Source organism: Stenotrophomonas sp. 220_Sma (genome assembly GCF_056487375.1).
Window position 1 is genome coordinate 4,406,378 of sequence record NZ_CM151348.1, and the last position, 25,679, is coordinate 4,432,056.

At 66.7% G+C, this 25,679-nt stretch carries 19 protein-coding genes and 1 pseudogene; 9 read left to right on the top strand and 11 right to left on the bottom strand.

Features of this window, described 5'->3' with window-relative positions:
• Positions 1 to 41: 41 nt before the first annotated feature.
• The 3 genes from ACZLIB_RS20545 to ACZLIB_RS20555 are packed head-to-tail and all read left to right on the top strand — an operon-like array spanning position 42 to position 7,344.
• Positions 42 to 1,208 (top strand): MdtA/MuxA family multidrug efflux RND transporter periplasmic adaptor subunit, encoded by a 1,167-nt coding sequence (locus tag ACZLIB_RS20545; protein WP_012512239.1) that lies wholly within the window; start codon positions 42 to 44, stop codon positions 1,206 to 1,208.
• On the top strand, positions 1,205 to 4,282 hold the full coding sequence (locus ACZLIB_RS20550; RefSeq protein ID WP_478468582.1) for a multidrug efflux RND transporter permease subunit: 3,078 nt from the start codon (positions 1,205 to 1,207) through the stop codon (positions 4,280 to 4,282). Before ACZLIB_RS20545 ends, ACZLIB_RS20550 begins: the two co-directional genes overlap by 4 nt.
• Complete coding sequence (locus tag ACZLIB_RS20555) at positions 4,279 to 7,344, top strand: efflux RND transporter permease subunit (RefSeq protein WP_478468584.1); 3,066 nt, start codon at positions 4,279 to 4,281, stop codon at positions 7,342 to 7,344. The genes ACZLIB_RS20550 and ACZLIB_RS20555 overlap by 4 nt, the downstream gene beginning before the upstream one ends.
• 105 nt (positions 7,345 to 7,449) lie before the next feature.
• Here the strand turns inward: ACZLIB_RS20555 and ACZLIB_RS20560 are convergent, their stop codons facing one another.
• The 9 genes from ACZLIB_RS20560 to ACZLIB_RS20600 all read right to left on the bottom strand — a co-directional run bounded on the left by ACZLIB_RS20560 (position 7,450) and on the right by ACZLIB_RS20600 (position 13,706).
• Complete coding sequence (locus ACZLIB_RS20560; RefSeq protein WP_478468585.1) at positions 7,450 to 8,298, bottom strand: hypothetical protein; 849 nt, start codon at positions 8,296 to 8,298, stop codon at positions 7,450 to 7,452.
• Positions 8,299 to 8,311: 13 nt separating this feature from the next.
• Positions 8,312 to 8,467 carry a hypothetical protein gene (locus ACZLIB_RS20565; RefSeq protein ID WP_422352955.1) on the bottom strand — a complete coding sequence of 52 codons (156 nt, stop codon included), beginning with the start codon at positions 8,465 to 8,467 and terminating at the stop codon, positions 8,312 to 8,314.
• Positions 8,468 to 8,593: 126 nt separating this feature from the next.
• A complete protein-coding gene (locus ACZLIB_RS20570) occupies positions 8,594 to 9,667 on the bottom strand; it encodes a 3-deoxy-7-phosphoheptulonate synthase (RefSeq protein ID WP_478468586.1) in 1,074 nt (357 codons plus the stop codon).
• A gap of 295 nt (positions 9,668 to 9,962) precedes the next feature.
• Positions 9,963 to 10,220, bottom strand: a complete 258-nt coding sequence (locus ACZLIB_RS20575; RefSeq protein WP_478468587.1) for a hypothetical protein — start codon at positions 10,218 to 10,220, stop codon at positions 9,963 to 9,965.
• 112 nt (positions 10,221 to 10,332) lie between these two features.
• Positions 10,333 to 10,671: a DUF6616 family protein gene (locus tag ACZLIB_RS20580; protein ID WP_478468589.1), complete on the bottom strand. Its 339-nt coding sequence runs from the start codon at positions 10,669 to 10,671 to the stop codon at positions 10,333 to 10,335.
• Positions 10,672 to 10,735: 64 nt separating this feature from the next.
• The gene (locus ACZLIB_RS20585; protein WP_478468592.1) at positions 10,736 to 11,476 is read right to left on the bottom strand and encodes a DNA alkylation repair protein; all 741 of its coding nucleotides are present in this window, start codon (positions 11,474 to 11,476) and stop codon (positions 10,736 to 10,738) included.
• The gene (locus ACZLIB_RS20590) at positions 11,473 to 11,973 is read right to left on the bottom strand and encodes a MarR family winged helix-turn-helix transcriptional regulator (RefSeq protein ID WP_478468593.1); all 501 of its coding nucleotides are present in this window, start codon (positions 11,971 to 11,973) and stop codon (positions 11,473 to 11,475) included. Before ACZLIB_RS20590 ends, ACZLIB_RS20585 begins: the two co-directional genes overlap by 4 nt.
• Before the next feature lie 55 nt (positions 11,974 to 12,028).
• Positions 12,029 to 13,057 carry an LLM class oxidoreductase gene (locus tag ACZLIB_RS20595; RefSeq protein WP_478468594.1) on the bottom strand — a complete coding sequence of 343 codons (1,029 nt, stop codon included), beginning with the start codon at positions 13,055 to 13,057 and terminating at the stop codon, positions 12,029 to 12,031.
• 13 nt (positions 13,058 to 13,070) lie between these two features.
• Positions 13,071 to 13,706 (bottom strand): glutathione S-transferase family protein, encoded by a 636-nt coding sequence (locus ACZLIB_RS20600; protein ID WP_423174162.1) that lies wholly within the window; start codon positions 13,704 to 13,706, stop codon positions 13,071 to 13,073.
• Between the two features lie 245 nt (positions 13,707 to 13,951).
• Here ACZLIB_RS20600 and ACZLIB_RS20605 point away from each other — a divergent pair, with 245 nt between their 5' ends.
• The gene (locus tag ACZLIB_RS20605) at positions 13,952 to 14,875 is read left to right on the top strand and encodes a LysR substrate-binding domain-containing protein (RefSeq protein WP_478468596.1); all 924 of its coding nucleotides are present in this window, start codon (positions 13,952 to 13,954) and stop codon (positions 14,873 to 14,875) included.
• Between the two features lie 88 nt (positions 14,876 to 14,963).
• Here ACZLIB_RS20605 and groL read toward each other — a convergent pair whose 3' ends face one another.
• Positions 14,964 to 16,613: a chaperonin GroEL gene (gene groL, locus ACZLIB_RS20610; protein WP_014038666.1), complete on the bottom strand. Its 1,650-nt coding sequence runs from the start codon at positions 16,611 to 16,613 to the stop codon at positions 14,964 to 14,966.
• A gap of 81 nt (positions 16,614 to 16,694) precedes the next feature.
• Positions 16,695 to 16,982: a co-chaperone GroES gene (locus ACZLIB_RS20615; RefSeq protein ID WP_006396661.1), complete on the bottom strand. Its 288-nt coding sequence runs from the start codon at positions 16,980 to 16,982 to the stop codon at positions 16,695 to 16,697.
• Between the two features lie 357 nt (positions 16,983 to 17,339).
• Between ACZLIB_RS20615 and ACZLIB_RS20620 the strand changes: the two genes are divergently transcribed.
• The 5 genes and pseudogenes from ACZLIB_RS20620 (at position 17,340) to ACZLIB_RS20640 (ending at position 25,646) form a co-directional block, all read left to right on the top strand.
• The gene (locus ACZLIB_RS20620) at positions 17,340 to 19,130 is read left to right on the top strand and encodes an endonuclease (RefSeq protein WP_478468597.1); all 1,791 of its coding nucleotides are present in this window, start codon (positions 17,340 to 17,342) and stop codon (positions 19,128 to 19,130) included.
• A gap of 68 nt (positions 19,131 to 19,198) precedes the next feature.
• On the top strand, positions 19,199 to 19,537 hold the full coding sequence (gene cutA, locus ACZLIB_RS20625) for a divalent-cation tolerance protein CutA (RefSeq protein ID WP_010481118.1): 339 nt from the start codon (positions 19,199 to 19,201) through the stop codon (positions 19,535 to 19,537).
• Positions 19,534 to 21,917, top strand: a pseudogene (locus tag ACZLIB_RS20630) (protein-disulfide reductase DsbD family protein). Before cutA ends, ACZLIB_RS20630 begins: the two are co-directional and overlap by 4 nt.
• Positions 21,914 to 22,477: a TlpA family protein disulfide reductase gene (locus tag ACZLIB_RS20635; RefSeq protein WP_107433205.1), complete on the top strand. Its 564-nt coding sequence runs from the start codon at positions 21,914 to 21,916 to the stop codon at positions 22,475 to 22,477. Before ACZLIB_RS20630 ends, ACZLIB_RS20635 begins: the two are co-directional and overlap by 4 nt.
• 646 nt (positions 22,478 to 23,123) lie before the next feature.
• Entirely contained in the window at positions 23,124 to 25,646 is a 2,523-nt protein-coding gene (locus ACZLIB_RS20640) for a PepSY domain-containing protein (RefSeq protein WP_182266783.1), read from the top strand.
• Positions 25,647 to 25,679: the final 33 nt, after the last annotated feature.

Sequence of the window (25,679 nt, forward strand, 5' to 3'; positions counted from 1 at the left end):
GGGCCCGCATGTCCCTGCGCGCGCAGGGCGCAGGATGCCCCATGTCTGTCGCCGAAAATTCCCGCTTCCGTCGTGCCCGCCTGTTGTGGGCGGTGCTGGCCATCGCCCTCGTCGCCGTTCTGGCGTGGTGGCTGTGGCCCCGGAACGGCGCCGGCAGCAGCGACGATGCGCCGGGCAAGACGGTGCCGGTACGCGTGGCACGCGCCAGCGCCGAGCCGCTGGTGCTGCGCCTGAAGGCGGTCGGTACGGTCACCCCGCTGCACAGCGTGGTGGTACGCAGCCGCGTGGATGGCGAACTGCTGCGGCTGCATTTCCAGGAAGGCCAGCAGGTGAAGGCCGGCGATCTGCTGGCGCAGATCGACCCGCGCCCGTATGAAGTGAAGCTGGCACAGGCTCAGGGTACCCAGCAGCAGAATCTGGCCGAGCTGGAAAACGCCGAGCGCCAGCTGCAGCGCTACCGCGAACTGCAGAAGCAGAACTACGTGTCCGGGCAGGAACTGAGCGACCAGCAGAGCAAGGTGCGCCAGCTGCAGGGCCGCCGCCTCAGCGATCAGGCGTCTGTTGATGAAGCGCGCCTGCAGCTGCAGTACACCCGCATCACCGCGCCGGTCAGTGGCCGCGTCGGGCTGCGCCGGTTGGACGTGGGCAACCTGGTGCGCGCCAGCGATGCCGAAGGCCTGGTGACGCTGGCGCAGACCGCGCCGATCAGCGTGCTGTTCACCGTGCCCGAACCCGAGCTGCCTGCGCTGCTCGATGCCGTGCAGGCGCAACCGGCACTGGCGGTGGAAACCTGGGACCGCGAAGAACGCCGGCAGCTGGCCCGCGGCTCGCTGTCCAGCGTCGACAACCGCATCGATACCACCACCGGCACGTTGAAACTGCGTGCGCACTTCGACAACCACGATCTGGCGCTGTTCCCCAACCAGTTCGTCAACGTCCGCCTGCAGCTGGGCGAGCAGCCCGCGCTGCTGATTCCCGATGCCGCCGTGCAGTTCGGCAGCCAGGGCAACTACGTGCATATCGTCGACAAGGACAGCAAGGCACAACGCCGCACCGTGGTGCTCGGTCCAGCCGATGATGGACGCGTGGCCGTGCGCTCCGGGCTGGCCGCAGGGGACAAGGTGGTGATTGAAGGCATCGACGGGCTGGAAGACGGCACGGCGGTGGAGATCATCACCGAGGAGGCCGCGACCAAGGCCGGCGCATGAACCTCTCGCGCCCGTTCATCCTGCGCCCGGTCGCAACGACTCTCCTGATGGTGGCGCTGCTGCTGTCCGGCGTGCTGGCCTATCGCCTGCTGCCGGTGGCCGCGCTGCCGCAGGTCGATTACCCGATCATCCAGATCACCACGCTGTATCCGGGGGCCAGCCCCGAACTGACCACACGCACCATCACCGCACCGCTGGAGCGCCAACTCGGGCAGATTCCCGGCCTGAAACAACTGTCGTCGACCAGTTCCGGTGGCGCCTCGGTCATTACCCTGCAGTTCGGGCTGGAGGTGTCGCTGGGTGTGGCCGAGCAGGACGTGCAGGCCGCCATCAACGCGGCGGGCAGCTTCCTGCCCGGGGACCTGCCTGTGCCGCCGGTGTACCGCAAGGTCAACCCGGCCGACACCCCCATCCTGACCTTGGCGGTGACCTCGCAAGGCCTGTCGCTGCCGCAGGTGCACGATCTGGTGGATACGCGCATCGCCCAGCGCCTGGCGCAGTTGCCCGGCGTCGGCCTGGTCAGCCTGGCCGGTGGCCAGCGCCCGGCGGTGCGCATCCAGGTCAATCCAGCGGCGCTGGCCGCCAACAACCTGGGCATGGACCACATCCGCACCGCCATCGCCGCCGCCAACGTCAACCTGCCCAAGGGCAGTTTCGATGGCCCGATCCGCGCGGTGATGCTCGATGCCAACGATCAGATGCGCAGCGTGGATGAGTACCGTGCCCTGATACTGGCCTGGCGCGACGGCGCGCCGCTGCGGCTGGGCGATGTAGCCACCATTACCGATGGCGCCGAGAACCGGCAGCTGGCCGCCTGGAGCGGTACCACGCCGGCAGTGCTGGTGAACATCCAGCGCCAGCCCGGCGCCAACGTGATCGCCGTGGTCGAGCAGGTGCGTACGCTGCTGCCGCAGCTGCAGGCCACGCTGCCCGCCGGCGTGCAGATGAATGTACTGAGCGACCGCACCGAATCGATCCGCGCGTCGGTGCGCGGCGTGCAGAAAGAACTGGTACTGGCCATCGGCCTGGTGGTGCTGGTCACCTGGGTGTTCCTGCGCAATCTGCCGGCCACGCTCATTCCCAGCGTCGCGGTGCCGCTGTCGCTCATCGGCACCTTCGCGGTGATGCTGCTGGCCGGCTATTCGCTCAACAACCTCACCCTGATGGCGCTGACCATCGCCACCGGCTTCGTGGTGGACGATGCCATCGTGATGCTGGAGAACATCGCCCGCCATCTGGAGGAAGGCGAAAGCCCCCGCGATGCAGCGCTGAAAGGCGCAGCCGAGATCGGCTTCACCCTGGTGTCGCTGACTGTTTCGCTGATCGCGGTGCTGATCCCGCTGCTGTTCATGGCCGACCTGGTGGGTGCACTGTTCCATGAGTTCGCAGTGACACTGGCTGTAGCCATCGGCATTTCGCTGGTGGTCTCGCTGACGCTGACGCCGATGCTGTGCGCACGGTTCCTGAAGCCGCACGCGAAGACTGCACATGCGCCCGATGTCTTCGACCGCGTCATCAGCCTCTACGACCGCCAGCTGCGCTGGGTGCTGCAGCGCCAGCCGCTGATGTTGCTGGCCACCGTTGCCACCCTCGCACTGACCGTGGCGCTGTACTTCGCCGTGCCCAAGGGTTTCTTCCCGGTGCAGGATGCCGGCCTGGTGCAGGGCATCAGCGAAGCGCCGCAGGCGATCTCGTTCCAGGCCATGCGCGAGCGCCAGCAGGCGCTGGCGGCGGCCATCGAAGCCGACGAGGCGGTGGCCAGCGTCTCGTCCTACATCGGCGTGGACGGCAACAATGCCACGCTCAATACCGGCCGCCTGCTGATCGAGCTGAAACCGCACGGCGACCGCGATGGCGCCGCCGTGGTGATGGCGCGCCTGCAACAGCGCGTGTCGAAGATCCCCGGCATCACCCTGTACCTGCAGCCGGTACAGGAGCTGGGCATCGAAGACCGCATCAGCCGCACCCAGTACCAGTTCACCCTGACCACGCCGGATCTTGAAACACTGGAACGCTGGACCCCGAAGCTGCTGCAGGCGCTACGCCAGCAACCTGCACTGCGCGATGTCGCCAGCGATCTGCAGATGCAGGGCCGGCAGGCGCGCGTGGCGATCGACCGCGATGCGGCGGCGCGCCTGGGCGTGAGCGTGGAAGCAGTAGCCGATGCGCTGTACGACGCCTATGGGCAGCGCCAGATTTCGACCATCTTCACCCAGGCCAGCCAGTACCGGGTGGTGCTGGAGGCCGATCCTTCACGACAGCCCGGGCCGGAGGCGATCACGGGCCTGCGTGTGCGCAGCAGCAGTGGGCAGACCGTGCCGCTGGGTGCGGTGGCACGCGTGGATCTGGGCCCGACCGCTCTGCTGCGCAACCATGTCGGCCAGTTCCCGGCGGCCACGCTGTCGTTCAACCTTGCCCCGGGCGCATCACTGGGCGAAGCGGTGGAGGCTGTGCACGCCGCGCGCGCACAGGTGAACCTGCCGCAGAGCATCGAACTTCGCCTGCAGGGTGCCGCAGCGGCCTTCAGCAGCTCGCTGTCGTCCACACTGTGGCTGATCCTGGCCGCGGTGGTGGTGATGTACATCGTGCTGGGCGTGCTCTACGAGAGCTTCATCCACCCCATCACCATCCTCTCCACCCTGCCCTCGGCCACCGTCGGTGCGTTGGCGGTACTGTGGGTAAGCGGACGCAGCCTGGACCTGATCGCGGTGATCGGCATCGTGCTGCTGATCGGCCTGGTGAAGAAGAACGCGATCATGATGATCGACTTCGCGCTGGACGCGCAGCGCACACGCGGCATGTCACCGCGCGAGGCGATCCATCAGGCCGCGCTGCTGCGCTTCCGGCCGATCCTGATGACCACGCTGGCCGCGCTGTTCGGCGCAATCCCGCTGATGCTGGCCAGTGGTTCCGGCGCAGAGCTGCGGCAGCCACTGGGCTGGGTGATGGTGGGGGGGCTGCTGGTCAGCCAGGTACTGACCCTGTTCACCACGCCGGTGATCTACCTGGCCTTTGATCGCCTGCAGCGTGGCCGTGCGACGTCCCCGGTGGCCGTTGACGAGGCGCGCGCGTGACCCCCAGCGCGCGCCTGGCGCAGGCCTGCGTGCAGCGCCCGGTAGCGACGATCCTGCTGGCGGTGGCGCTGGTGCTGGCCGGCCTGCTGGCATTGCGCCTGTTGCCGGTGGCGCCGCTGCCACAGGTCGATTACCCGGCCATTGAAGTCAGTGCCAGCCTGCCCGGCGCCTCGCCCGAGTCGATGGCAGCCACCGTCGCCACGCCGCTGGAGCGCGCACTGGGCAGCCTGCCCGGCATCTCACGCATCGACTCGGCCAGCACCCAGGGCCAGACCCAGATCGAACTGAAGTTCGTACTCGGCCGCGACATCGATGAGGCAGCGCGTGAAGTGCAGGCCGCCATCAATCTTGCACGCGGGCAGTTGCCCAGTGGCATGCCCGGCATGCCGCAGTACCGCAAGGTCAATCCCTCACAGGCACCGATCCTGGCGCTGGCACTGACCTCGGACACGCGTTCGCCAGGCCAGCTGTATGACCTGGCCTCCACCGTGCTGGCGCAGAAGCTGTCGCAGGTACCGGGCGTGGGCGAAGTGCAGGTGGGCGGCAGCGCCTTGCCCGCCGTGCGTGTATCGCTGGACCCGAATGCACTGAACCATGCAGGCCTGGCGCTGGAGGACGTGGCCCAGGCCATCGGCCGCGCCAACGCCATGCGCCCGCTGGGTGCCGTGGGCGATGACCGCCAGCAGTGGCAGCTGGAAGCGCCGCTGCAGCTGCGCCAGGCCGCGCAGTACCGCGAACTGGCATTGAAGGTCAGCGACGACCGCACGCTGCGGCTGGGCGATGTCGCCGCCGTTGCCGATGGCGTGGAAGACCGTTACGCCAGCGGCTTCCACAACGAACGCCCCGCCGTGCTGCTGATCGTCAGCCGCCAACCCGGCGCCAACATCATCGCCACCGTTGATGCCATCCAGGCGCAGCTACCGCAACTGCATGCGCTGTTGCCCTCCAGCGTGGACATGCGGCTGGTGATGGACCGCTCGCCGGTGATCCGCGCCACCCTGCACGAAGCAGAGCTCACGCTGGTGCTGGCGATCGTGCTGGTGGTGCTGGTGGTGCTCGGCTTCCTCGGCCACTGGCGTGCAGCGTTGGTGCCCAGCGTGGCCATTCCGGTGGTGCTGTTCGGCACGCTGGCGCTGATCGCGCTGATGGGCTTCTCGCTCAATACACTTTCATTGATGGCGCTGATCGTCGCCGCCGTGCTGGTGGTGGACGATGCCATCGTGGTGCTGGAGAACATCGCCCGCCATCGCGAACTGGGCGCCGACCGCTGGCAGGCGGCAGTACGGGGTGCATCGGAAGTCGGTGCCACGCTGCTGTCGATGAACGTTGCACTGGCCGTGGTGTTCGTCTCCATCCTGTTCCTGGACGACTTCGTCGAACGCCTGTTCCGCGAATTCTCGTTGACCCTGGTGGCGGCCATGACGGTCTCCGTGCTGGTCGCGCTGAGCCTGGTGCCGATGCTGTGTGCACGATTGTTCGTGGATGCCGCGCAGCAACCCTCGCGCTGGCAGCGCGGCAGCAATGCACTGTTCGAGCGCGTGCGCGGCGCCTACCTGCGCACGCTACAGGCCAGCCTGCGCCGGCTGCGCTGGCCGTTGCTGGCTTTCGTTGCAGTCATCGCGCTCAACACGTGGCTGTTCCAGCAGGTGCCCAAGGGCATCGTTCCCAAGCAGGACACCGCGCAGCTGCGCGGCTTCGCGCGCGGCGATGACGGCCTGTCCTTCCAGGCCATGCAACCGAAGATCGATGCGTACAGGAAGCTGTTGCTGTCCGATCCGGCCATCGAGGACATCATCGGCTACATCGGTGGCAGCAACGGGGTCAACAACGCCTTCATCATGATCAAGATGAAGCCGCTGGCCGAGCGCAAGGTGTCCAGCCAGCAGGTGATCGACCGCCTGCGCGCGCGGCTGCCCAAGCTGCCCGGCGGCAATCTCTATCTGTGGGTGGACCAGGACATCCGCCTGGAGGGCGCCGGCAGCAGCGGCAAGTACGAGTTCCAGCTGCTTTCAGCCGATACAGCGCCCCTGCGCGAATGGGCACCGAAGGTGGCTGCCGCCCTGCGTGGCCTGCCCGAACTGGTGGACGTGGAAGCACAGGGTGAAGCGGGCATGCGCCAGGTCGTGCTGGATATCGACCGCGAAGCAGCCGCGCGCCACGGCGTGGACCTGCGCACCGTCGCCAACATGCTCAACAACTCCTTCAGCCAGCGCCAGGTCGCCACGCTGTACGACAGCCTCAACCAGTACCGCGTGGTGATGGAGCTGGACCCGAAGCACACCCAGGACCCGGGCACGCTGTCACGCCTGCAGGTGATCGATGGCAACGGCCAGCGCATTCCGCTGTCGAGCATCGCCAGCTGGCGCTATGGCATGGCACCGGACCGGGTGTACCACAGCGAGCAGTTCGCCTCGATCTGGATCGAGTTCGCGCTGGCACCGGGCGTAGGATTGGAACAGGCCACACAGGCGATCGATGGTGCGATGTCGAAACTGATGCTGCCACGTTCGGTCCAGGGAAAACTGTCCGGCGAAGCCGGCGGCCTGGATCAGCTGCGCGCGCGCCAGCTATGGCTGGTGCTGGGCGCCACACTGGCGGTCTACCTGGTGCTGGGCATCCTCTACGAGAGCTTCCTGCAGCCGCTGGTGATCCTGTCCACCCTGCCTTCGGCCGGTGTCGGCGCGCTGCTGGCGCTGTGGCTGTTCGGCAACGAACTGAACCTGATCGCCCTGCTCGGCCTGTTCCTGCTGGTGGGCGTGGTGATGAAGAACACCATCCTGCTGGTGGATTTCGCACTGGCCGGCGAGCGGCGCGGGCTGAGCGCGCAGGATTCAGTGATGGAAGCCGCACGGTTGCGCCTGCGGCCGATCCTGATGACCTCGCTGGCAGCGCTGCTGGGCACGCTGCCGCTGATGCTGGCCAATGGCGAAGGCTGGGAGCTGCGGCAACCGCTGGGCATTGCGATTGTCGGCGGCTTGCTGGTCAGCCAGTGGCTGACGCTGTACACGACCCCGGCGATGTATCTGGCGTTGGCGAGGTTGCGCGCGAAGAAGGCCATGTAGCCCGGCGATGTATCTGGCGTTGGCGAGGTTGCGCGCGAAGAAGGCCATGTAGCGTCGAGCCATGCTCGACTCCACAGAAGATCGATATCCACGCATAGCGTGGTTCTAGAGCTTGGACTTCATAGGGCTGCCCCCTGCGCGTATCCGCTCTGGATAATCAACTGAAGGATACAGCTCGGGTTCGCCCCCCAAATCGCCGTCGGAATCGTCGACTTCCAGCAACGCAGGATCGATCCATTCGCAGAGGTAGTCGCTATCAGATCGCCTTTCGAAGCCCGGGCAGTTCACTTCACCTTCCACTTCAATGCAGTTGTGAGTGCTGCCGACGCAGCTCGCAGTCAGGCGCCCCGCCACCTGTGTGTAGGTGCCGGTCTCGAGGAAGGTCTGAACAGTCATGTTGCCACCTACGGACAGAATCCCATCATTGAGTGAGCACGCGTACAGATGATCGCCTTCGAGCTCATCACGCACGAACACCCAACCACCACAGTCGAGATTCCGGGCCCTGAGGCTCCCCAGTACGATCACGCAGAGCGTCTCGCTCAAGTCGTTCAGTATCAGCGTGCCGTCTACGATCAGGTCACCATCGACAATCACGCAGTCGGTCTCGCAGTTGGATCTCCAGTCGCCACCTAGCGTCGTCGCAGGCACTACTTTGAATGAAGGCTCGTAGTCATCGGGCGCGGGCTCGGGAGATGCCGCGATCACCGCCCGGGCCTTCAGCGCGGGCCGCAGCAGCCCCTGGTCCCCTTCGCTGCTGTGGATCCTGATTCTTTCATCAAGATCCGCCAGCAGGCGCGCTTTCTTGAGGGACGGCTCAAACCAGTCTTCGATGACAGATACGGCATCTTCTGCGATTCGCCCGCCTTTCAAGCTCACGAGCGCCTTGGCAGCTTCACCAGAGATCGACCGACAAGCGGAATCCAGAAAGTTGTCATCCGGGAAAACATGCATCGGCGGGGTCCAGTCAGGCGAGGAACCCCATCCTCGGCCGAAGTTGCAGGAGGACTCCATACAACTCTTCCGAAATCCTGTCGTCTGGCTCGCCGATATCCACGCATGGCGTGGATCTACCGGAGAGCCGCATCACCACCCCGGCGATGTACCTGGCGCTGTCGCTCATGCGCAGCGCCAGGCGCATCGCCGGTGCAGATGGGCCGGTCTCCAACTCCGACCGGCCCTGATCGCGGCCGCACCCCCGCAGGCGCTGGCCGCCATCCACACACGTGCCGCACTCAGGCGGCTTCCATCAAGCTGCTTCGGACACCTTCACGTCGCGACGGGCGCGCACGGCCGCAGCCAGTCGCTCCAGCACCGTCACGGTGGTGTCCCAGTCGATGCAGCCATCGGTGATGCTCTGCCCGTAGATCAGCGGCTGGCCTTCCACCAGTTCCTGGCGGCCACCGACCAGATGGCTCTCGATCATCACGCCAACGATGCGCTGTTCGCCGTCTTCCAGCTGAACGGCGATGTCCTCGATCACCTTCGGCTGGTTCTCCGGGTTCTTCAGGCTGTTGGCATGGCTGGCGTCGATCATCAGACGCGTCGGCAACTTGGCCTTGGCCAGCACCTGGCAGGCCTCGGCAACACTGCCTGCGTCGTAGTTCGGCTGCTTGCCGCCGCGCAGGATCACATGGCAGTCCGGGTTGCCGGTGGTCGACACGATGGCGGTGCCACCCTGCTTGGTGACCGACAGGAAGTGATGCGGGTTGGATGCCGCACCCACGGCATCGGCCGCAATCTTCACGTTGCCATCGGTGCCGTTCTTGAAGCCGACCGGGCACGACAGCCCCGAGGCGAGTTCGCGATGCACCTGGCTTTCGGTGGTGCGTGCGCCGATCGCGCCCCATGCCACCAGGTCGGCGATGTACTGCGGCGAGATCACGTCGAGGAATTCGACACCGGCCGGCAGGCCGAGTTTGTTGATGTCGCGCAGCAGGCCGCGGGCGATGCGCAGGCCCTTGTCGATCCTGAAGCTGCCGTCCAGGTCCGGGTCGTTGATCAGGCCCTTCCAGCCCACCGTGGTGCGCGGCTTCTCGAAGTACACGCGCATGACGATTTCAAGTTCTCCGGCCAGCGCGTCACGCAGCGGCTTCAGGCGCTGGGCGTACTCAATGGCGGCCTTCGGGTCGTGGATCGAGCACGGGCCAACCACCACCGCCAGGCGGTCGTCACGGCCATGCAGGATCTGGTGCAGGGCCGCGCGCGAGGCGCTGACGGTGTCGGAGGCTTCATCGTCACAGGGCAGCATCGCCAGCAGCTGGGCAGGCGGTGTCAGCGGTTCGATGGTGCGGATACGCAGGTCGTCGGTGTGCGGGGGCATTGCAGGAGATCTCCGGAACGTTGGGGGTCCCCAGCGTGGCGGCATGAAAAAAGCCGCCAGGTTCGCTGGCGGCTTTCGGGAATGCGTCTGAAGCTTTCTTCAGGGTGAGCGCAGTCCTTCCTCCGCCAGTGGCTTCGGAAAGTAATACCAGTAAAAGCTGGTGGGGGCTGCGTTCATGGGATCTATTGATAGCACAGCTTTTGCGCAGTGCAAAATGTTTCATCCGCAACTGGGGACGCGGTTCAGCGAGGTGCGCACCAGCCATGCCTACGCGGCGGCAGCCACGCGAAGTTGCTCATTTGCCATGCACTTCCACATCCAGCAGCAGGCCCTCATGGATGTCGGCCCAGCGATCCAGCACGCGGTCCAGCTCCTGCCTGGCTTCGTCCAGCTGCTCGGTGTTGAGCAGGGAACGCGCGGTGTAGAGGTCGGAAACCAACCGCCGCAGGGCCGATTCCGGGATGGCCACCGACGGCCCCTCCAGGCCCGGCAACTGCAACGCCGGGCTGTCGCCAAGAGGGCCGAACAGCGTGACCTGGAGCGTGCTCTGCATGATCGACTTCCCTGCGGATGGACATGGGCAATGCACTGTTTACCGTGTCTGGGTGACAGGCGCATGTGCCATCCATGCCGTGCGCTGCGCTATGCGAGCGCTCTTCGCGCCGCTACAACGCAGCCAGATCAGCCAGATGCTGGGCCATGTCGTCCACCGCGCCTACCGCATGGGTGGTGGTGAAGTAGTCGTGCCAGCCGGTGGCGGCGATGCCGGCCACCAGCGCATCGACCTCCTCGCGGCTTGCACAGCGCCAGACCGCATAGAACTGCTCATCGCTGCCGTGCGGTACGTCCGTGGCAATGCGGCCCATCGCCAGCGGCGTGATGCGGGCTGGATCGAACTGCTGCATGCCGGCGCCAATACGGGCGAAGAAGGCATTCCGCTGCTCGGGCGGGAGTGCGGTCCAGGCAGGTGTGGCGGTGTAGAGCTCGATGAAGGTGTGCGACATGGTGGTTCTTCCTTGAGGTTTACGAGGTTTACGAGGTTGCGGGGTTGCCGGCCAGCGGCCGGCACTACCGGAACGAGCGCAGTGCGCGTTTGTGGATGTAGGCGTTGGCGTCGCTGTGGCGCTCGTGCTGCCAACGCGTGCACAGCTCGCGCAGCCACTGCGGCTGAGTCTTGCCGGCGTCATTGAGCCAGTTGCCGACCGAGTCCTGCACGTAGCGTTCCGGGTCGTCAGCCAGTGCTTCCAACATGGGTAACGCAAGTTCCGGATGCTGCTTGAACAGTGCGATATGCGTGGCCCAGACACCGCGTGGGCGCAGCGCTTCACAGGCAAAGCGGCGCAGGCACGGCGATGTTTCCTGTGTCCAGGGTTGCAGGTACTCAAGCGCCTGCATCGGCGCGGCAACGATGTCCGTGCGTAGCGCCAGCCACGCCCATTCGCGCACACCGAAGTGTGGGTCATCGGCCAGCGTGCGCATCTGCTGCAGCTTCTCTGCCAACGTTGCGCGGGCATCGCTGCCGACCAGATAGCAGGCCCAGCCACGCACGGTATCGGAGCTGTGATCCTGCCAGAACTCAGGCGCACCCTGCCCCGCCTCACGCAGCAGTTGCGCGGCCAAGACCATGCGCAGCGTGATGCCCTTGCCTGAGGCATCCCGCATGCGTTGCAGCGCTTCCGGTGCAAGCTCAGGCGCCACCACCTGCAGCAACGCGGCGAAATCCACTGCCAGGCATTCGGCCAGATGGGTGGTGGCAACGCGACCGGTGTTGAGTTCATGCAGACGTTGCGCCGCAATCGCCGGGCTCATGCTGCAGACTCTCGTCCAGCATCGGTATGCTGCCAGACCTTGTGCAGCAACCGCGACAGCTGCTGCTGTTCATCGGTATCCAGACCATTGAACAGGCCACCGATCCACTGTGTGTGCTGGTCAAACAGTGTCTCGGCCAAGCGTTTTCCCCGTGCGGTCAATACGATCTGCAGGCGACGGCCATCCTCAGCATCGCTGCGACGCTGCAGCAGTTCTTCGCGCTGCAGGCCATCGAGCAGGCCGCTGATGGTGGCGCGGGTGACGCCTGCGCGTTCGGCCAGCTCGTGGGGCGACAACGTGCCACCGGCCCCATGCAGCAGGAACAGCACGATGAAGCGACCCTCACTGAGCCCGTGTGGCGCCAGCCGGGTGGCGCAATCGTGGTCGATGCACGACGACAACGAGAGCAGCTGGAAGCACAGGCGCAGCTGCGCGACGTTGGCGTGGCCGCGTCGCTGCGCCTCATCCATCAGGGCATGGTGCTTGGCTTCGATCATCTCGTGATGAGCATATGATTAGGCGCCTAATCATATGCCATCTCCTTGGGCGTGGCTACCAGTCCATCACCTTCGCCGCCGGCCCGGGATGCGACGGGAACAATGGCAGTACCTCCTCGGCCAGCTCCTGCAGCACCTCGCCGGCAGGCCGCTCGGCGAACTGGATCCCCAGTGCGGCATGGTTGACGCCGGCCCGCTGCCAGGCCTGCAGCAGATCGATCAGGCCCTTGCGGCCGGTGCGCAGGGTGAAGCCACCCCGCAGCGGCATGCGTGGATGATCCGGATCGTCCACCAGGTCGATCCATTCGTTGGTCATGTGCGGACGGAAGCCGCCGTCCGGAATCAGCGCGCGCCAGGCGCCGATCTTCGCGGCCAGCCGCTGCGGACCAGCGTTGTCATGGGTGGCCTCTGGGTAGGTCAGCCACCCATCGGCATGCTGGCCGATCCATTCCAGTGGCTGGCGCGCGCCACCGGTGACAACCAGCGGAACGCGGCCACTGACCGTGGGCGGCAGCAACTGCACGCCCTGCCCGGCACCGGCATGTGTCATCCGCCCATCCGTGCCCGGCTGCAGCCAACGGCGCATCTCGTTCATTGCGGTGGCGAAACGCTCTCCGCGCGCCGCGTGCTCCAGTCCATAGGCCGGGAACTCCAGCGGTCGATCACCGGACGCCACACCCATCACCAGCCGCCCACCGGACAGCTGATCGAGCGACGCCGCGGCCTTGGCCAGATCGATCGGATGGCGCAGTGGCAGCACCACGCTGCCGGTGGCCAGGGCCACGCGCTGCGTGCGCGCTGCCAGCCACGCAAGGTAGGTGAATGGATCGAACAGCTGGCCTGCATCACCGAACAGCGGATCGAACAGCGGCACGTCGCGCACCCATACCGCGGCAAAGTTGTGGCGGTCGATCTCCTCCACCAGCCGCGCCTGGCCCTGCAGCACGGCCATGTCGCCCTGGTAGAAGCGCAGCGGCAGGTAGATGCCCAGCGTCAGCGCATCGGCGCGGAACATGCGCTGGTAGCCCGGGTGCGCGGCAAAGACCGGCGCCGACGCGCCCGGCATCGCAATGGAATCATTCATCAGCATGGCCTCCTTACGGACCGGTGGCCGGCTCGGGCAGCTGCACGCCGCGCTGTACCGCAGGGCGTGCTGCAACCCGCGCGTACCACGCATCCAGATGGCGATGCCGCGACAAATCGATGCCGATGATGCGGGCGATGTGCAGCCAGCCGAAGTGGGCGATGTCGGCAATCGAGTAGTGATCGCCAGCCAACCACTCGCGTCCCTGCAGGCGCTGGTCGAGTACGCCGAACAGCTCGTCGCTCAGGCGGCGGTAGCGTTCGATTGCCGCGGAATCGGGCTGTTGTGCGAAGTGCTCGAAATGCACGCGCTGGCCGAGGATCGGGCCGACGCTGGCGGCATGGAACATCAGCCAGGTCAGCGTCTCCCAGCGTGCAGCCGGTTCGGAAGGCAGCAACGCATTGCCCTGTTCGGCCAGGTACATCAGGATCGCCGCCGATTCGAAGACAACGATGCCGCGCGCGCGATCTTCCAGCACGGGAATGCGGCCATGCGGGTTGAGCCGCAGGAAGTCGGGATGGCGATGTTCGCCATCGGCGATGTGGACGTGGTGAAGGCGATAGGGAAGACCCAGTTCTTCCAGTGCGATGGTGGCCTTGAAGCCATTGGGAGAACTGTCGGAGTACAGGTGCAGCGAAGGTTCGTTCATGGGAATCCTGGACGCAGGGAGCGACGGCATGCACCGGCCGTTGAAGGTGGCCGGGCGATGCGGGAACGGGCGCTGCAGCAGCCGTGCAGGCAGTCTAGGAAGGGCCTGAGTAGCGGGGAAACGATGTCTTCTGCACGGGGAGTTGAGCGGGGCTCAACGTGCGCGACGCGCGCGCGACAGCCTGCAGTGCGGTCGATATGCTGTCGCAGCGCGGCGCGTGCCGACGCGGTTACAGGAGAGTTGAGATGGGTGCGGTGCTGCCGCTGCTGGGCCTGCGGGCCTTCGTTGAAACTGGCCGACATGGCAGCCTGACCGCCGCCGCCGATGCGATGGGGGTGACACCTGGTGCAATCAGCCAGCAGCTTCGACAGCTGCAGGAGCGGCTGGGCGTGAGCCTGTTCGACCGCACCCGGCATGGCGTGGTGCTCAGTGCAGCCGGCGCGCGTGTGTATCCGGAGCTGCTGCAGGCCTTCGACCAGATCGCACAGAGCCTGCAGACACTCGAACGCTGGGAAACGCGGTGCACGCTACGCATCAGCGCGGCACCGAGCTTCGCCGCACAGTGGTTGGCGCCGCGACTGGGCGGGTTCAGTGCGTTGCATCCGCAGGTGGACGTTCAGCTGGACTCGAGCGCGGCGTTGGTCGACCTGCGCCGCGACGGCGTGGACATCGCGATCCGTCATGGACTGGGCCGCTACCCTGGCCTGCATGCCGAGCATCTTCTGGCGCCGGTACTGCTGCCGGTTGCCAGCCCTGCGCTGCTGGCCAGCGCGCCTGCCGTGGGTACAGTGCAGGATTGCCTGCAGCTGCCGCTGCTGCAGGACGCCGACCGCAGCGACTGGCGGCTGTGGTTCCAGGCACTGGATCTGCCCGGCGATGAACGACTGGAGCGCGGCCCTGCGTTCGATGACGACCTGTTGCTGATCCGCGCGGCGGTGGCCGGGCAAGGCATCGCCCTGGTGCGCGACATCCACGCGGCCGAAGAACTCGCCAATGGCCGGCTGCAGGTGGTGATCGACCAGCCCTGGCCACAGGCCTTCGCCTACTACGCGGTGACGCGTGCGGACGGCGAGGCCAACGCGGCGATACCTGCTTTCATGACCTGGTTGCATGCAGCACTGATGACGCCGCAGGCAGCAGGCACACACACCCTGCAGGACGCAGGATGAGCCGCTCGGAAAGCGATGCCGTTGCGGCCGGCCACAAAAAAACCCCGCCTTGCGGCGGGGTTTTTCATTGCGGGGCGAACGTGGGGACTTAGAAGTCCATGCCGCCCATGCCACCCATGCCGCCCATGCCACCGGCGCCACCCATGGCCGGCTCGTCCTTCTTCGGAGCTTCGGCAACCATGGCTTCGGTGGTGATCATCAGGCCAGCGATCGAGGCCGCGTTCTGCAGCGCCGAACGGGTCACCTTGGTCGGGTCCAGGATGCCGAACTGCAGCATGTCGCCGAACTCGCCGGTGGCGGCGTTGTAGCCGAAGCTGCCGGTGCCTTCCTTGACCTTGTTGATGATGACCGACGGTTCTTCACCGGCGTTGGCCACGATTTCGCGCAGCGGGGCTTCCATCGCGCGCAGGGCGATCTGGATGCCGTGGTTCTGGTCTTCGTTGGCACCCTTCAGGCCGGCCAGTGCGGTGACCGCACGGACCAGGGCCACGCCGCCGCCCGGGACCACGCCTTCTTCAACGGCTGCACGGGTAGCGTGCAGGGCGTCGTCGACGCGATCCTTCTTTTCCTTCATTTCGATTTCGGTCGAAGCACCGACCTTGATCACGGCAACGCCACCGGCCAGCTTGGCCACGCGTTCCTGCAGCTTCTCGCGGTCGTAATCCGAGGAGGTGTCCTGGATCTGGGTCTTGATCTGGCCGACGCGTGCGTCGACGGCAGCCTTGTCACCCACGCCATCGATGATGGTGGTGTTTTCCTTGGAGACCTGCACCTTCTTGGCGCGGCCCAGGTCCTTGATGGTGGCCTTTTCCAGCGACAGGCCCACTTCTTCGGAGATCACGGTGCCACCGGTCAGCACGGCCATGTCTTCCAGCATCGCCTTGCGACGGTCGCCGAAGCCCGGCGCCTTGACGGCCACGACCTTGACGATGCCACGGATGGTGTTGACCACCAGGGTCGCCAGCGCTTCGCCTTCAACTTCTTCGGCAACGATCAGCAGCGGCTTGCCGGCCTTGGCGACGCCTTCCAGCACCGGCAGCAGGTCACGGACGTTGGAGATCTTCTTGTCGTGCAGCAGGATGAACGGGTCATCCAGGTCAGCGGTCTGCGACTGCTGGTTGTTGATGAAGTACGGGGACAGGTAGCCGCGGTCGAACTGCATGCCCTTGACCACGTCCAGCTCGTTGTCCAGGCCCGAGCCTTCTTCAACGGTGATCACGCCTTCCTTGCCGACTTCCTTCATCGCGTCAGCGATGATCTGGCCGATCGACTCGTCCGAGTTGGCCGAGATGGTACCGACCTGGGCAATCGCCTTGTCGTCGGCGGTCGGCTTGGAGATGGTCTTCAGCTCGGCAACGGCGGCCACGACGGCCTTGTCGATACCACGCTTGAGGTCCATCGGGTTCATGCCGGCGGCCACGGCCTTGGCGCCTTCGCGGATCAGGGCCTGGGCCAGCACGGTGGCGGTGGTGGTGCCGTCGCCAGCGTCGTCGTTGGTGCGGGAAGCAACTTCCTTCACCATCTGCGCACCCATGTTCTCGAACTTGTCAGCCAGTTCGATTTCCTTGGCGACGGAGACGCCGTCCTTGGTGATGGTCGGTGCGCCGAAGCTCTTTTCCAGCACGACGTTGCGGCCCTTCGGGCCCAGGGTGGCCTTGACGGCATTGGCGAGAACGTTGACGCCGCGCACCATGCGCGAACGGGCGTCTTCACCGAAACGAATATCCTTGGCAGCCATTGCAATTACCTCATTGGTAGCGCCGGACGATGCCCGGCGGCTGGGATTTGGGAATCAGGTTGAAACAGGTCGCGCCGAGGCTCAGCCGATGACGGCGAGCACGTCGTCTTCGCGCAGGACCTTGTACTCGACGCCTTCGCTCTTGTACGAGCTGCCGGCGTACTGGCCGTAGATGACCTTGTCGCCGACCTTCAGCGACGGCGCGCGCACGCTGCCGTTGTCCAGCGGCTTGCCCGGGCCGACGGCCACGACTTCACCCTTGGTGGACTTTTCCTTGGCCGAATCCGGAATGACGATGCCACCGGCGGAGATTTCGTCGGCTTCGATCGGCTTGACCACAACGCGGTCGTGCAGCGGCTTGATGCTCATGAGAGACCTCTTAAGTTATTGATTGGTCTGAAAAAGTCTGGCGATGTTAGCACTCACCCCAGGTGACTGCCAGCATTGCTCGCGAAAAAGCCCGATGAATCGGGAGCAGGACAGAGATGGAGCTGGCCCCGGACCTTTCAAGGCCGCTCGCGGAAAAAATTTCACTGCCCCGGGCCCACTCGATCTGCGCCCATGTGAAGGCCTGGATGCCGGTGCAACGCGGCAACCCTGTCTCTGGAATCCTCGACTTTTGGTGACTCGCGTCGCACTGTCAGATATCTGACGTTCATTTACGACAAAGTGTCACTGGATCGGCCTTAGGCTCGGCCGCGCATTCCCAATCACAAGGAGTAGTCGATGCGATTGCTGTCCCCGCTTGCCGCCGCCTGCCTGCTGGCGCTGGCCGCCGCGCCGGCCCAGGCCGAGGTCTTCATCAACGAACTGCACTACGACGACAGCACCGCCGCCGGTGACGTCGGCGAAGCCATCGAAGTGGTCGCTACCGCGGGCGAGGACCTGTCCGGCTACCGCCTCTATCTCTACAACGGCAGCAATCCTTCAGCCGCCACGGTCTACGCCAACAATCCGGTCCCGGCCGGCACCGCCGCGGGTTGCGGCAGCGCCACCCTGGCCGTGGTCAGCTACCCGACCAACGGCCTGCAGAACGGTCCGAACGACGGCATCGCCCTGGTCGATGCCAGCGGCAAGGTGGTCCAGTTCCTCAGCTACGAGGGCGCCATCACCGCCTCCGGTGGCCCTGCCGCCGGCATGACCAGCCAGAACATTCCGGTGGCCGAGACCAACAGCACGGCTCCGGGCACCTCGCTTCAGCTTACCGGCAGCGGCAGCCAGTACGCCCACTTCACCTGGGCCGAATCGGCCAAGCAGACGTTTGGCAGCTGCAACAACGGCCAGACCTTCAGCGGGGGTGGCACCCCGGGCCCGAACACGCCGCCGTCGGTCTCCACCACCACCCCGGCGCAGGGCAGCAGCACCTTCCCGGCCGCCGCCGACCTGGAAGTGGTGTTCAGCGAGACGGTGAACCTGGCCAGCGGCGCCTTCGCCCTGAGCTGCGGCACTTCCGGCAGCGTGCCGCTGACCTACCCGGCCAGCGGCCGCAGCGTGAAGCTGTCCACCAACACCGCGCTGGTGGCCGGTGAAGCCTGCCGCTTCGACATCCGCGCCGCGCGCATCTCCGACCTGCAGGGGGCGCACCCCGCCGCCGACAGCCGCATCGCCTTCACCGTGGCCAGCACCGGCGGCAATCCGGACCCGGGCAACCCGGGCGTGCCGGCCGGTTACTACTCCAAGGTCAATACCAGCAGCCCCAGCCAGCTGCGCTGCTCGCTGCACGCCACCATCAAGGGCCACACCGCCTACCCGTACAGCGGCTCGGGCACCAGCACCTGGACCATCCTGGAAATCGCCGACGAGGATCCGAACAACAGCGGCAGGATCCTGGATGCGTACCGCAACCGCAGCTACGCCAAGGTGACCGACCGCGCCGGCAGCGGCGGCGGCCTGAAGTACAACCGCGAGCACACCTGGCCGAACTCGCTGGGCTTTGCCAGCACCACCGGCGACAAGGGCCTGCCGTACGCGCCGTACACCGACACCCACATGCTGTACCTGACCGACGCGCAGTGGAACGCCGACCGTGGCAACAAGCCGTTCGGCAAATGCGACGCCAACTGCGGCGAACGCGCCACCGAGGCCAACAACGGCCAGGGCGGCGGCAGCGGCGGCTACCCGGGCAACTCCAACTGGGTGCGCACGCCGGACGGCAACACCGGCACCTTCGAGGTGTGGGGCAAGCGCAAGGGCGACATGGCGCGTGCGGTGATGTACATGGCGATCCGCTACGAGGGCGGCAAGGATGCGGCCACCGGCCAGTCCGAGCCGGACCTGGAGCTGACCGACGACCGCAGCAGGATCGTCAAGACCAGCAGTTCGCCGGCCTACATGGGCCTGCTCTCGACGCTGATCGACTGGCACCTGTCCGATCCGCCGGATGAAGCCGAGCGTGCCCGCAACGACGTGATCTACAGCTTCCAGGGCAACCGCAACCCGTTCATCGACCACCCCGAGTGGGCGACCCCGGGCCTGTTCACCTCGGCCAAGCCGGCCTCCTGCCAGCTGGCCAACTGACCGCGCAACGCAGCGGTCCACTGCCGCCGCCGGGCCCTGACCCGGCGGCGGCCCTATACTCGACGGTCATGTCGACCGTCGATCCCGTCCTGCTGCTGTTGACCACCTGCCCGGACCGGGCCAGTGCCGAGCGCATCGCGCACGCGCTGGTCGGCGAGCGCCTGGCCGCGTGCGTGACCCGCCTCGATGGCGCGCAGTCGACCTACCGCTGGCAGGGCGAGGTGACCACCGACGCCGAGCTGCAGCTGCTGGTGAAAACCACCGCGAGCCGCGTCGATGACGCGATTGCCCGGATCGTCGAACTGCATCCGTATGAACTCCCGGAGTGCATTGCGGTCGAAACCCGGGCCGGCCTGCCGGCGTATCTGGACTGGATCCGGGCACAGACCCGGGAGGACACTGATTGAAGACTCTGTTTGCGCGTGGCGCCGCCTTGTGCGCCCTGTTGTGGCTCTCGCTGCCGGCGTTCGCCCTGGATGAGAAAGACCTGCTGCCGGTGGACCAGGCGTTCGCACTGACCGCGACCGCCGCCGAGCGTGGCCAGGTGCAACTGCAGTTCAAGATCGCGCCGGGCTACTACCTGTATCGCCACCGCACCAGCGTCAAGGCCGACCCGGCCTTCAATGCCGGCGCGCTGCAGATGCCCAAGGGCGACAAGCACCACGACGATTTCTTCGGCGAAGTCGAAACCTATCGCGAACGCCTGCAGGCCACCCTGCCCGGCACGCCGACCGACGCCGCCGGCACCATCAGCCTGGAAGTGCGTTACCAGGGCTGCGCCGATGCCGGTGTCTGCTACCCGCCGCAGAAGCGCGTGGTGCAGGTCACGCTGCCGGGCGCCGGTGCGGCGGCCGCGGTGCCTGCCGCGCGTGCCGGTGCGGCAAGCCCGTGTTCAACAACCCGCTGGCCGGTGCCGGCAACAGCGGTGGCCTGCGCCTGCCGGGCGCGGCCAGCAACAGCCAGGCGCTGCCGCTGCCGTCGGAGCAGGCGTTCGGCTTCGACGCCATCGCCAGCGACGGCAATACCCTGCTGCTGCGCTTCAGCCCGGCACCGGGCTACTACCTGTATCGCGACCGCACTTCGGTGAAGCTGGACGGCAGCACCGGGGTGCTGGCCGACAAGCTGCGCTGGCCTGCCGCACAGTCGCATCGCGACGAACACTTCGGCGATGTCTCGGTGTACTTCAACCAGGTGGAAGTGCCGCTGCCGCTGCGCCGCTCCATCGCCGATGCGGTCGACAGCACTCTGGTGGTGACCTTCCAGGGTTGCCAGACCGATGGCATCTGCTACCCGCCGATGACCCGCCGGGTGAAGCTGTCCATTCCGGCCGGCAAGGTCAGCAGCAGTGCCGACCAGGCGCCACCGCGCAATGAGGTGATCAGCCCGCTGCCCGCTGCCAACGGCGCACCACGCGAAGCCGCCAACGGCGCACCGCTGCGCCTGCTGCCAACCGTGCCCAATACGGATGCAACGACCCCTGCTGCAGGTGACGGCACCGCCAGCCGTGAGTTCGCCGCCGATGCACAGGGTGACAACGCGCTGCGCACGCGACCGCCGGTGACCACGCCGAATCCGGACCGTTCGTTCGTATGGGTCCTGCTGCTGGCGCTGGCCGGTGGCCTGGTACTGAACCTGATGCCCTGCGTGCTGCCGATCCTGTCGCTGAAGGTCCTGAGCCTGGCGCAGAGCGGCGAAAGCCCGCAGCGCGCGCGCAGCCATGCCCTCTGGTACACGCTGGGCGTCTTGGTCGCGTTCGCAGTGATCGGTGCGTTGATGGTTGGCCTGCGCGCGATCGGCAACGCCGTCGGCATCGGCTTCCAGCTGCAGCACCCGGGCGTGGTGGCGGCGCTGGCCTACATCATGTTCGCGGTGGGCCTGAGCCTGTCCGGCGTGTTCACACTGGGCGGCGGCATCGGCAACCTCGGCCAGTCGCTGGCCAGCCGCAGTGGCCCGGCCGGTGATTTCTTCACCGGTGCGCTGGCCTGCGTGGTCGGCAGTGCCTGCGTCGGCCCGTTCATGGGCGGCGCGATTGCCTACGCGTTCATTGCCCCGCCGCTGAAGGCGATGACCGTGTTCCTGTTCCTCGGCCTGGGCCTGGCCCTGCCGTTCCTGCTGATCGGCTTCGTGCCGGCGCTGGCGCGCCGCCTGCCCAAGCCGGGCCCGTGGATGGAAACGCTCAAGCACGTGCTGGCCTTCCCGATGTATGCCACCGTGCTGTGGCTGCTGTGGGTGCTGGGCAAGCAGCGCGGCGTGGACGGCATGGCGCTGGTGCTGGGTGGCCTGCTGCTGCTGGCCTTCGGTCTGTGGCTGTTTGAACGCAACCGCTGGACCGGCTCGCGCGCCGTCACCCTGCTCGGCGTGCTGCTGGCGATCGGTGCACTGGTTCCGGCCTGGGGCGTGACCCAGCTGGCAGCGCCGGCGCGTGCCGCACAGGCGGCCACTGACAACGTGGTCGAATACTCGCCGCAGCTGCTGGATCGCCTGCGCGCCGACAACCGCGTGGTGTTCGTGAACATGACCGCCGACTGGTGCGTGAGCTGCAAGGCCAACGAGCGCGCGGTGCTGTCGCGGCCGGAGTTCAAGGAACTGCTCAAGCGCACCAACGCGGTGTACATGCGCGGTGACTACACCAACGTCGATCCGCAGATCACCACGTTCCTGGAAGAGCACAAGGCCGTGGGCGTGCCGCTGTACGTGGTGTACGGCCCCGGCGCACCGCCGACCGTGCTGCCGACCCTGCTGACCCAGGCGGTGGTCGAGGAAGCGCTGCTGCGCACCGCACGATGAAATGGCAACGGCCAGCGCTGCTGTGGACAGCGGTGCTGGCCGCCGGCCTCGGCCTGTGGGCCGGGCATCGATTGGCTCCCGCGCCGGCTGCGCCTGAGGCCATGCCAGCGGCGCCTGCGGTGGCGGCGGTGGCACCCGCCCTGCAGGTCGGCGACAGCCTGCCCGCGCTGTCGCTGCCCGATCTTGAAGGCCGACCGCTGGACCTGCGCCAGCACGCTACCGGCCGCCCGCTGTTGATCAATGTCTGGGCCAGCTGGTGCGCGCCCTGCGTTGAAGAAATGCCTGAACTGGCGCGCTTTGCCCACACCCAGGGCGACAACGGTGTGCAGGTTCTTGGCCTGGCGCTGGATACGCCGGAAGACGTGCGCGGTTTCCTGCAGCGGGTACCGGTGGATTACCCGATCGTGATCGAGACACCCGGGCCACGCGATGCCAGCGTGCAGCTGGGCAATACGCAGGGCCTGCTGCCCTACAGCGTGCTGTTCGATGCACAGGGCCGGCTGGTGAAGGCGAAGCTGGGGCCGTTCGCCCACGGCGAGATCGACAGCTGGGTGAAGTGAGGGTGTTTTTTGCAGGGCTTGCAGCCCTGCACCCTGCTCAATGCAACGCAACGGCAACGGCAACAGCCAAAGCGGGCATTCCGTGGGTTGGCGGGACGGTATCGGAGTGCGGGGACGCTGCAAGTACATCCCTGTAAGCTTGGCAGCCGCATCCATGCGGCTGACACCCCGCACTCCGACACCGCCCCACCTCTGACAGATCTTCGCGGCTGTTGGTAGGTGTCGACCTTGGTCGACACATCTGTCAGATATCGAATGAAATTCCGGGGTCAGATCCGTTTTCCTGCGGAAAACGGATCTGACCCCAAAAGTATTTCCGACAGATCGCAGGAAACTGTCGAAGGCGGGGTGGGTCCGGTTGAGGGGGCGTGAGCGCCATGGATGGCGCGACCGAGGCTACATGGACGTATTCACGCCGTCCCCCGCAACCGGACCCACCCCGCCTCCTCACAGGAAACCCGCTGTTGCTTCGGCTGTTGCTTCTGAGGTTGCCGGCCAGCGGCCGGCACTACCACGGGTGCCGGGCGCAGCCCGGCCGATATCCCCTGCTTGACCGCAGCCGGGGCGCCACGGAGAATTCCGCGACTAATTCTCATTTGCTGTTGCGCAGGATGCGGGCGGCAGCCTTCCAGGCCCTCCTCCTTCGATGTTCAAGAACGTCCTGTTCCAACTGCACTGGCTGCTGGGCATCACCGCCGGTGCCGTGCTGGCCGTGATGGGCCTCAGCGGCGCCGTGCTGTCTTTCGAGGATGAACTGCTGCGGGCGGCCAATCCCGGCTTCGCCGAGATCGCCGAGCACCATGCCGACGGCCAGCTTCCGCTTGAACTCAGCGAACTGGTGCCGCTGCTGCAGGCCGGCAGTGATCGCCCCCTGCAACGCCTGCGCGTGGATGCCACCGGGCAACGGCCCTCGGTGGCGCGCTTCGCCGGCGGCAAGGAACACTGGGTCTACTTCGATCCGTACACCGGCGAGCGCTTCAGCGCCCTGCGCGGGCAGGCGTTCTTCGATTTCGTCGAGGATCTGCATCGCCACCTCGCCGCCGGCGAGCGCGGCAAATGGATCACCGGCAGTTGTGCCATCGCACTGCTGTTCTTCACCCTGTCCGGGCTCTACCTGCGCTGGCCGCGGCGCTGGTGGCACTGGCGCAGCTGGCTGGCGGTGGAATGGAAACGCAGCGGCCGTGGCTTCCTGTGGAGCCTGCACTCGGTGGTCGGCACCTGGGTGCTGCTGATCTACCTGATGAGTGCGCTGACCGGCCTGTGGTGGTCGTTCGACTGGTATCGCAGTGCCGCCAACACCCTGCTGGGCGTCGCACCGGCCGCCAAGCACAAGGTCGCCACCGACGCCGCCCTGAACCTGGAACGCATCGAAGCCACGCTGTACGCACTGCCCGGCGTGCGCACCGGCTACATCGACCTGCGCCTGCCGGAGAAGCCGGGGCAGGCACTGAACGTGCGGGTGATGGCCGGTGATCCGTCGCAGCGCGGCGGCCAGCATGACCGCGCGCATGATCTGCTGCAGCTGGACCCAGGCACGGGGGCCACGCTCGATGCCCGCCCCTATGCGCGCCAGGGCGCCGGCGCGCAGCTGGCCACCAGCGTGTTCGCGCTGCACTCGGGCAGCTACTTCGGCGTGCCCGGGCGCGTGGTGGTGATGCTCAGCAGCCTGGGCATGAGCCTGTTCTTCATCACCGGCTGGATGCTCTACCTGGACCGCCGCCGCAGCCAGCGCGCCGCGCGTGACCTGCGCCAGTCGCTGCCAGCAACGCCTGCCGATGGCGGTGGTACGCCGTGGCTGGTGGTGCATGCCAGCCAGAGTGGACTGGGAGAACAACTGGCATGGCGCGCCGCCGCGCAGCTGCAGGCGTCCGGTCATGCGGTGCAGGTGCTGCCACTGGCCCGCGTCGATGCCGCGCAGCTGGCACGCACCGCGCAGGTGCTGTGGGTACTGAGCACCTTCGGCGACGGCGAGCCACCGGATGCGGCGCGAGGCGCTGCACGACGGCTGATGGCACAGACACTCGACCTGTCAGGCCTGCAGTTTGGACTGCTGGCGCTGGGTGACCGACAGTACCCGCACTACTGCGGCTTCGGTCGCCAGGTTGATGGCTGGCTGCTCGGCAACGGCGCGCGCCCGTTGTTCGACCGCATCGAAGTCGATGCCGCCTCGGTAGCGGCCTTGCGCCAATGGCAGCTGCAGCTGGGCGCGCTGACCGGCATCGTCACCGATGACAGCGTGCTGCCGGCGGCCACGCAGATGCATGAGTGGCGGCTGCTCGGCCGCGACCGGCTCAATCCGGGCAGCATCGGTGGTGCCATCTGGCGCATCCGTCTTGCGCCACCGGCCGCCGTGCAGTGGCAGGCGGGCGACATCCTGCATATCGCGCCCCGGCACAACGCACGGCACGCCAGCGCCGTGTTGAAGGCACAGGGGTTGGATCCGCTGCAGCCGCTGCTGGTGGACGGCCACCCACGCACCCTGCTGGCGCTGGCCAGTGAACGCGAGCTGCCCGAGGCCGACGCCGCGCTGGCGGTGCAGGATGCCTGCCTGTGGCTGTCCGGATTGCCAACGCTGCCCGGACGCGAATACTCCATCGCCTCCTCCACGAGTGATGAAGTGGTGGAACTGGTGGTGCGCCTGGTGCATGACCTGTCGGGTCGAGCCGGGCTGGGCTCGGGCTGGCTGGCGCTGCATGCCCCGGTCGGTGCCAGCATCGTGGCCCGTGTGCATCGCAACCCCGGTTTCCATCGCATTGGCGGTGTGCCGATGGTGCTGATCGGCAATGGCACCGGCATCGCGGGTCTGCGCAGCTTGTTGCGCGAAGCTGCCCATGCAGGCGAGCACGGGCACTGGCTGCTGTTCGGTGAGCGCCAGCGCGCGCACGACTTCCTGTTCGCCGACGAGATCGAAGCGTGGCAGGCCGATGGCCATCTCGCGCGGGTGGACCTAGCGTTCTCGCGCGATGGCGAAGGTGGTTACGTGCAGGAGTGCCTGCATGCCGCCACCGATGCGCTGCGCGAATGGATGCAGCGTGGCGCGGTGATTCATGTCTGCGGCTCGCTGCAGGGCATGGCCGAAGGCGTGGACCAGGTGCTGCGCGCTGCGCTGGGCGATGAGGTTGTGGAAATGCTGCTGGAGACCGGGCGCTACCGGCGCGACGTGTACTGAGCCACAAGGGTAGTGCCGGCCGCTGGCCGGCAG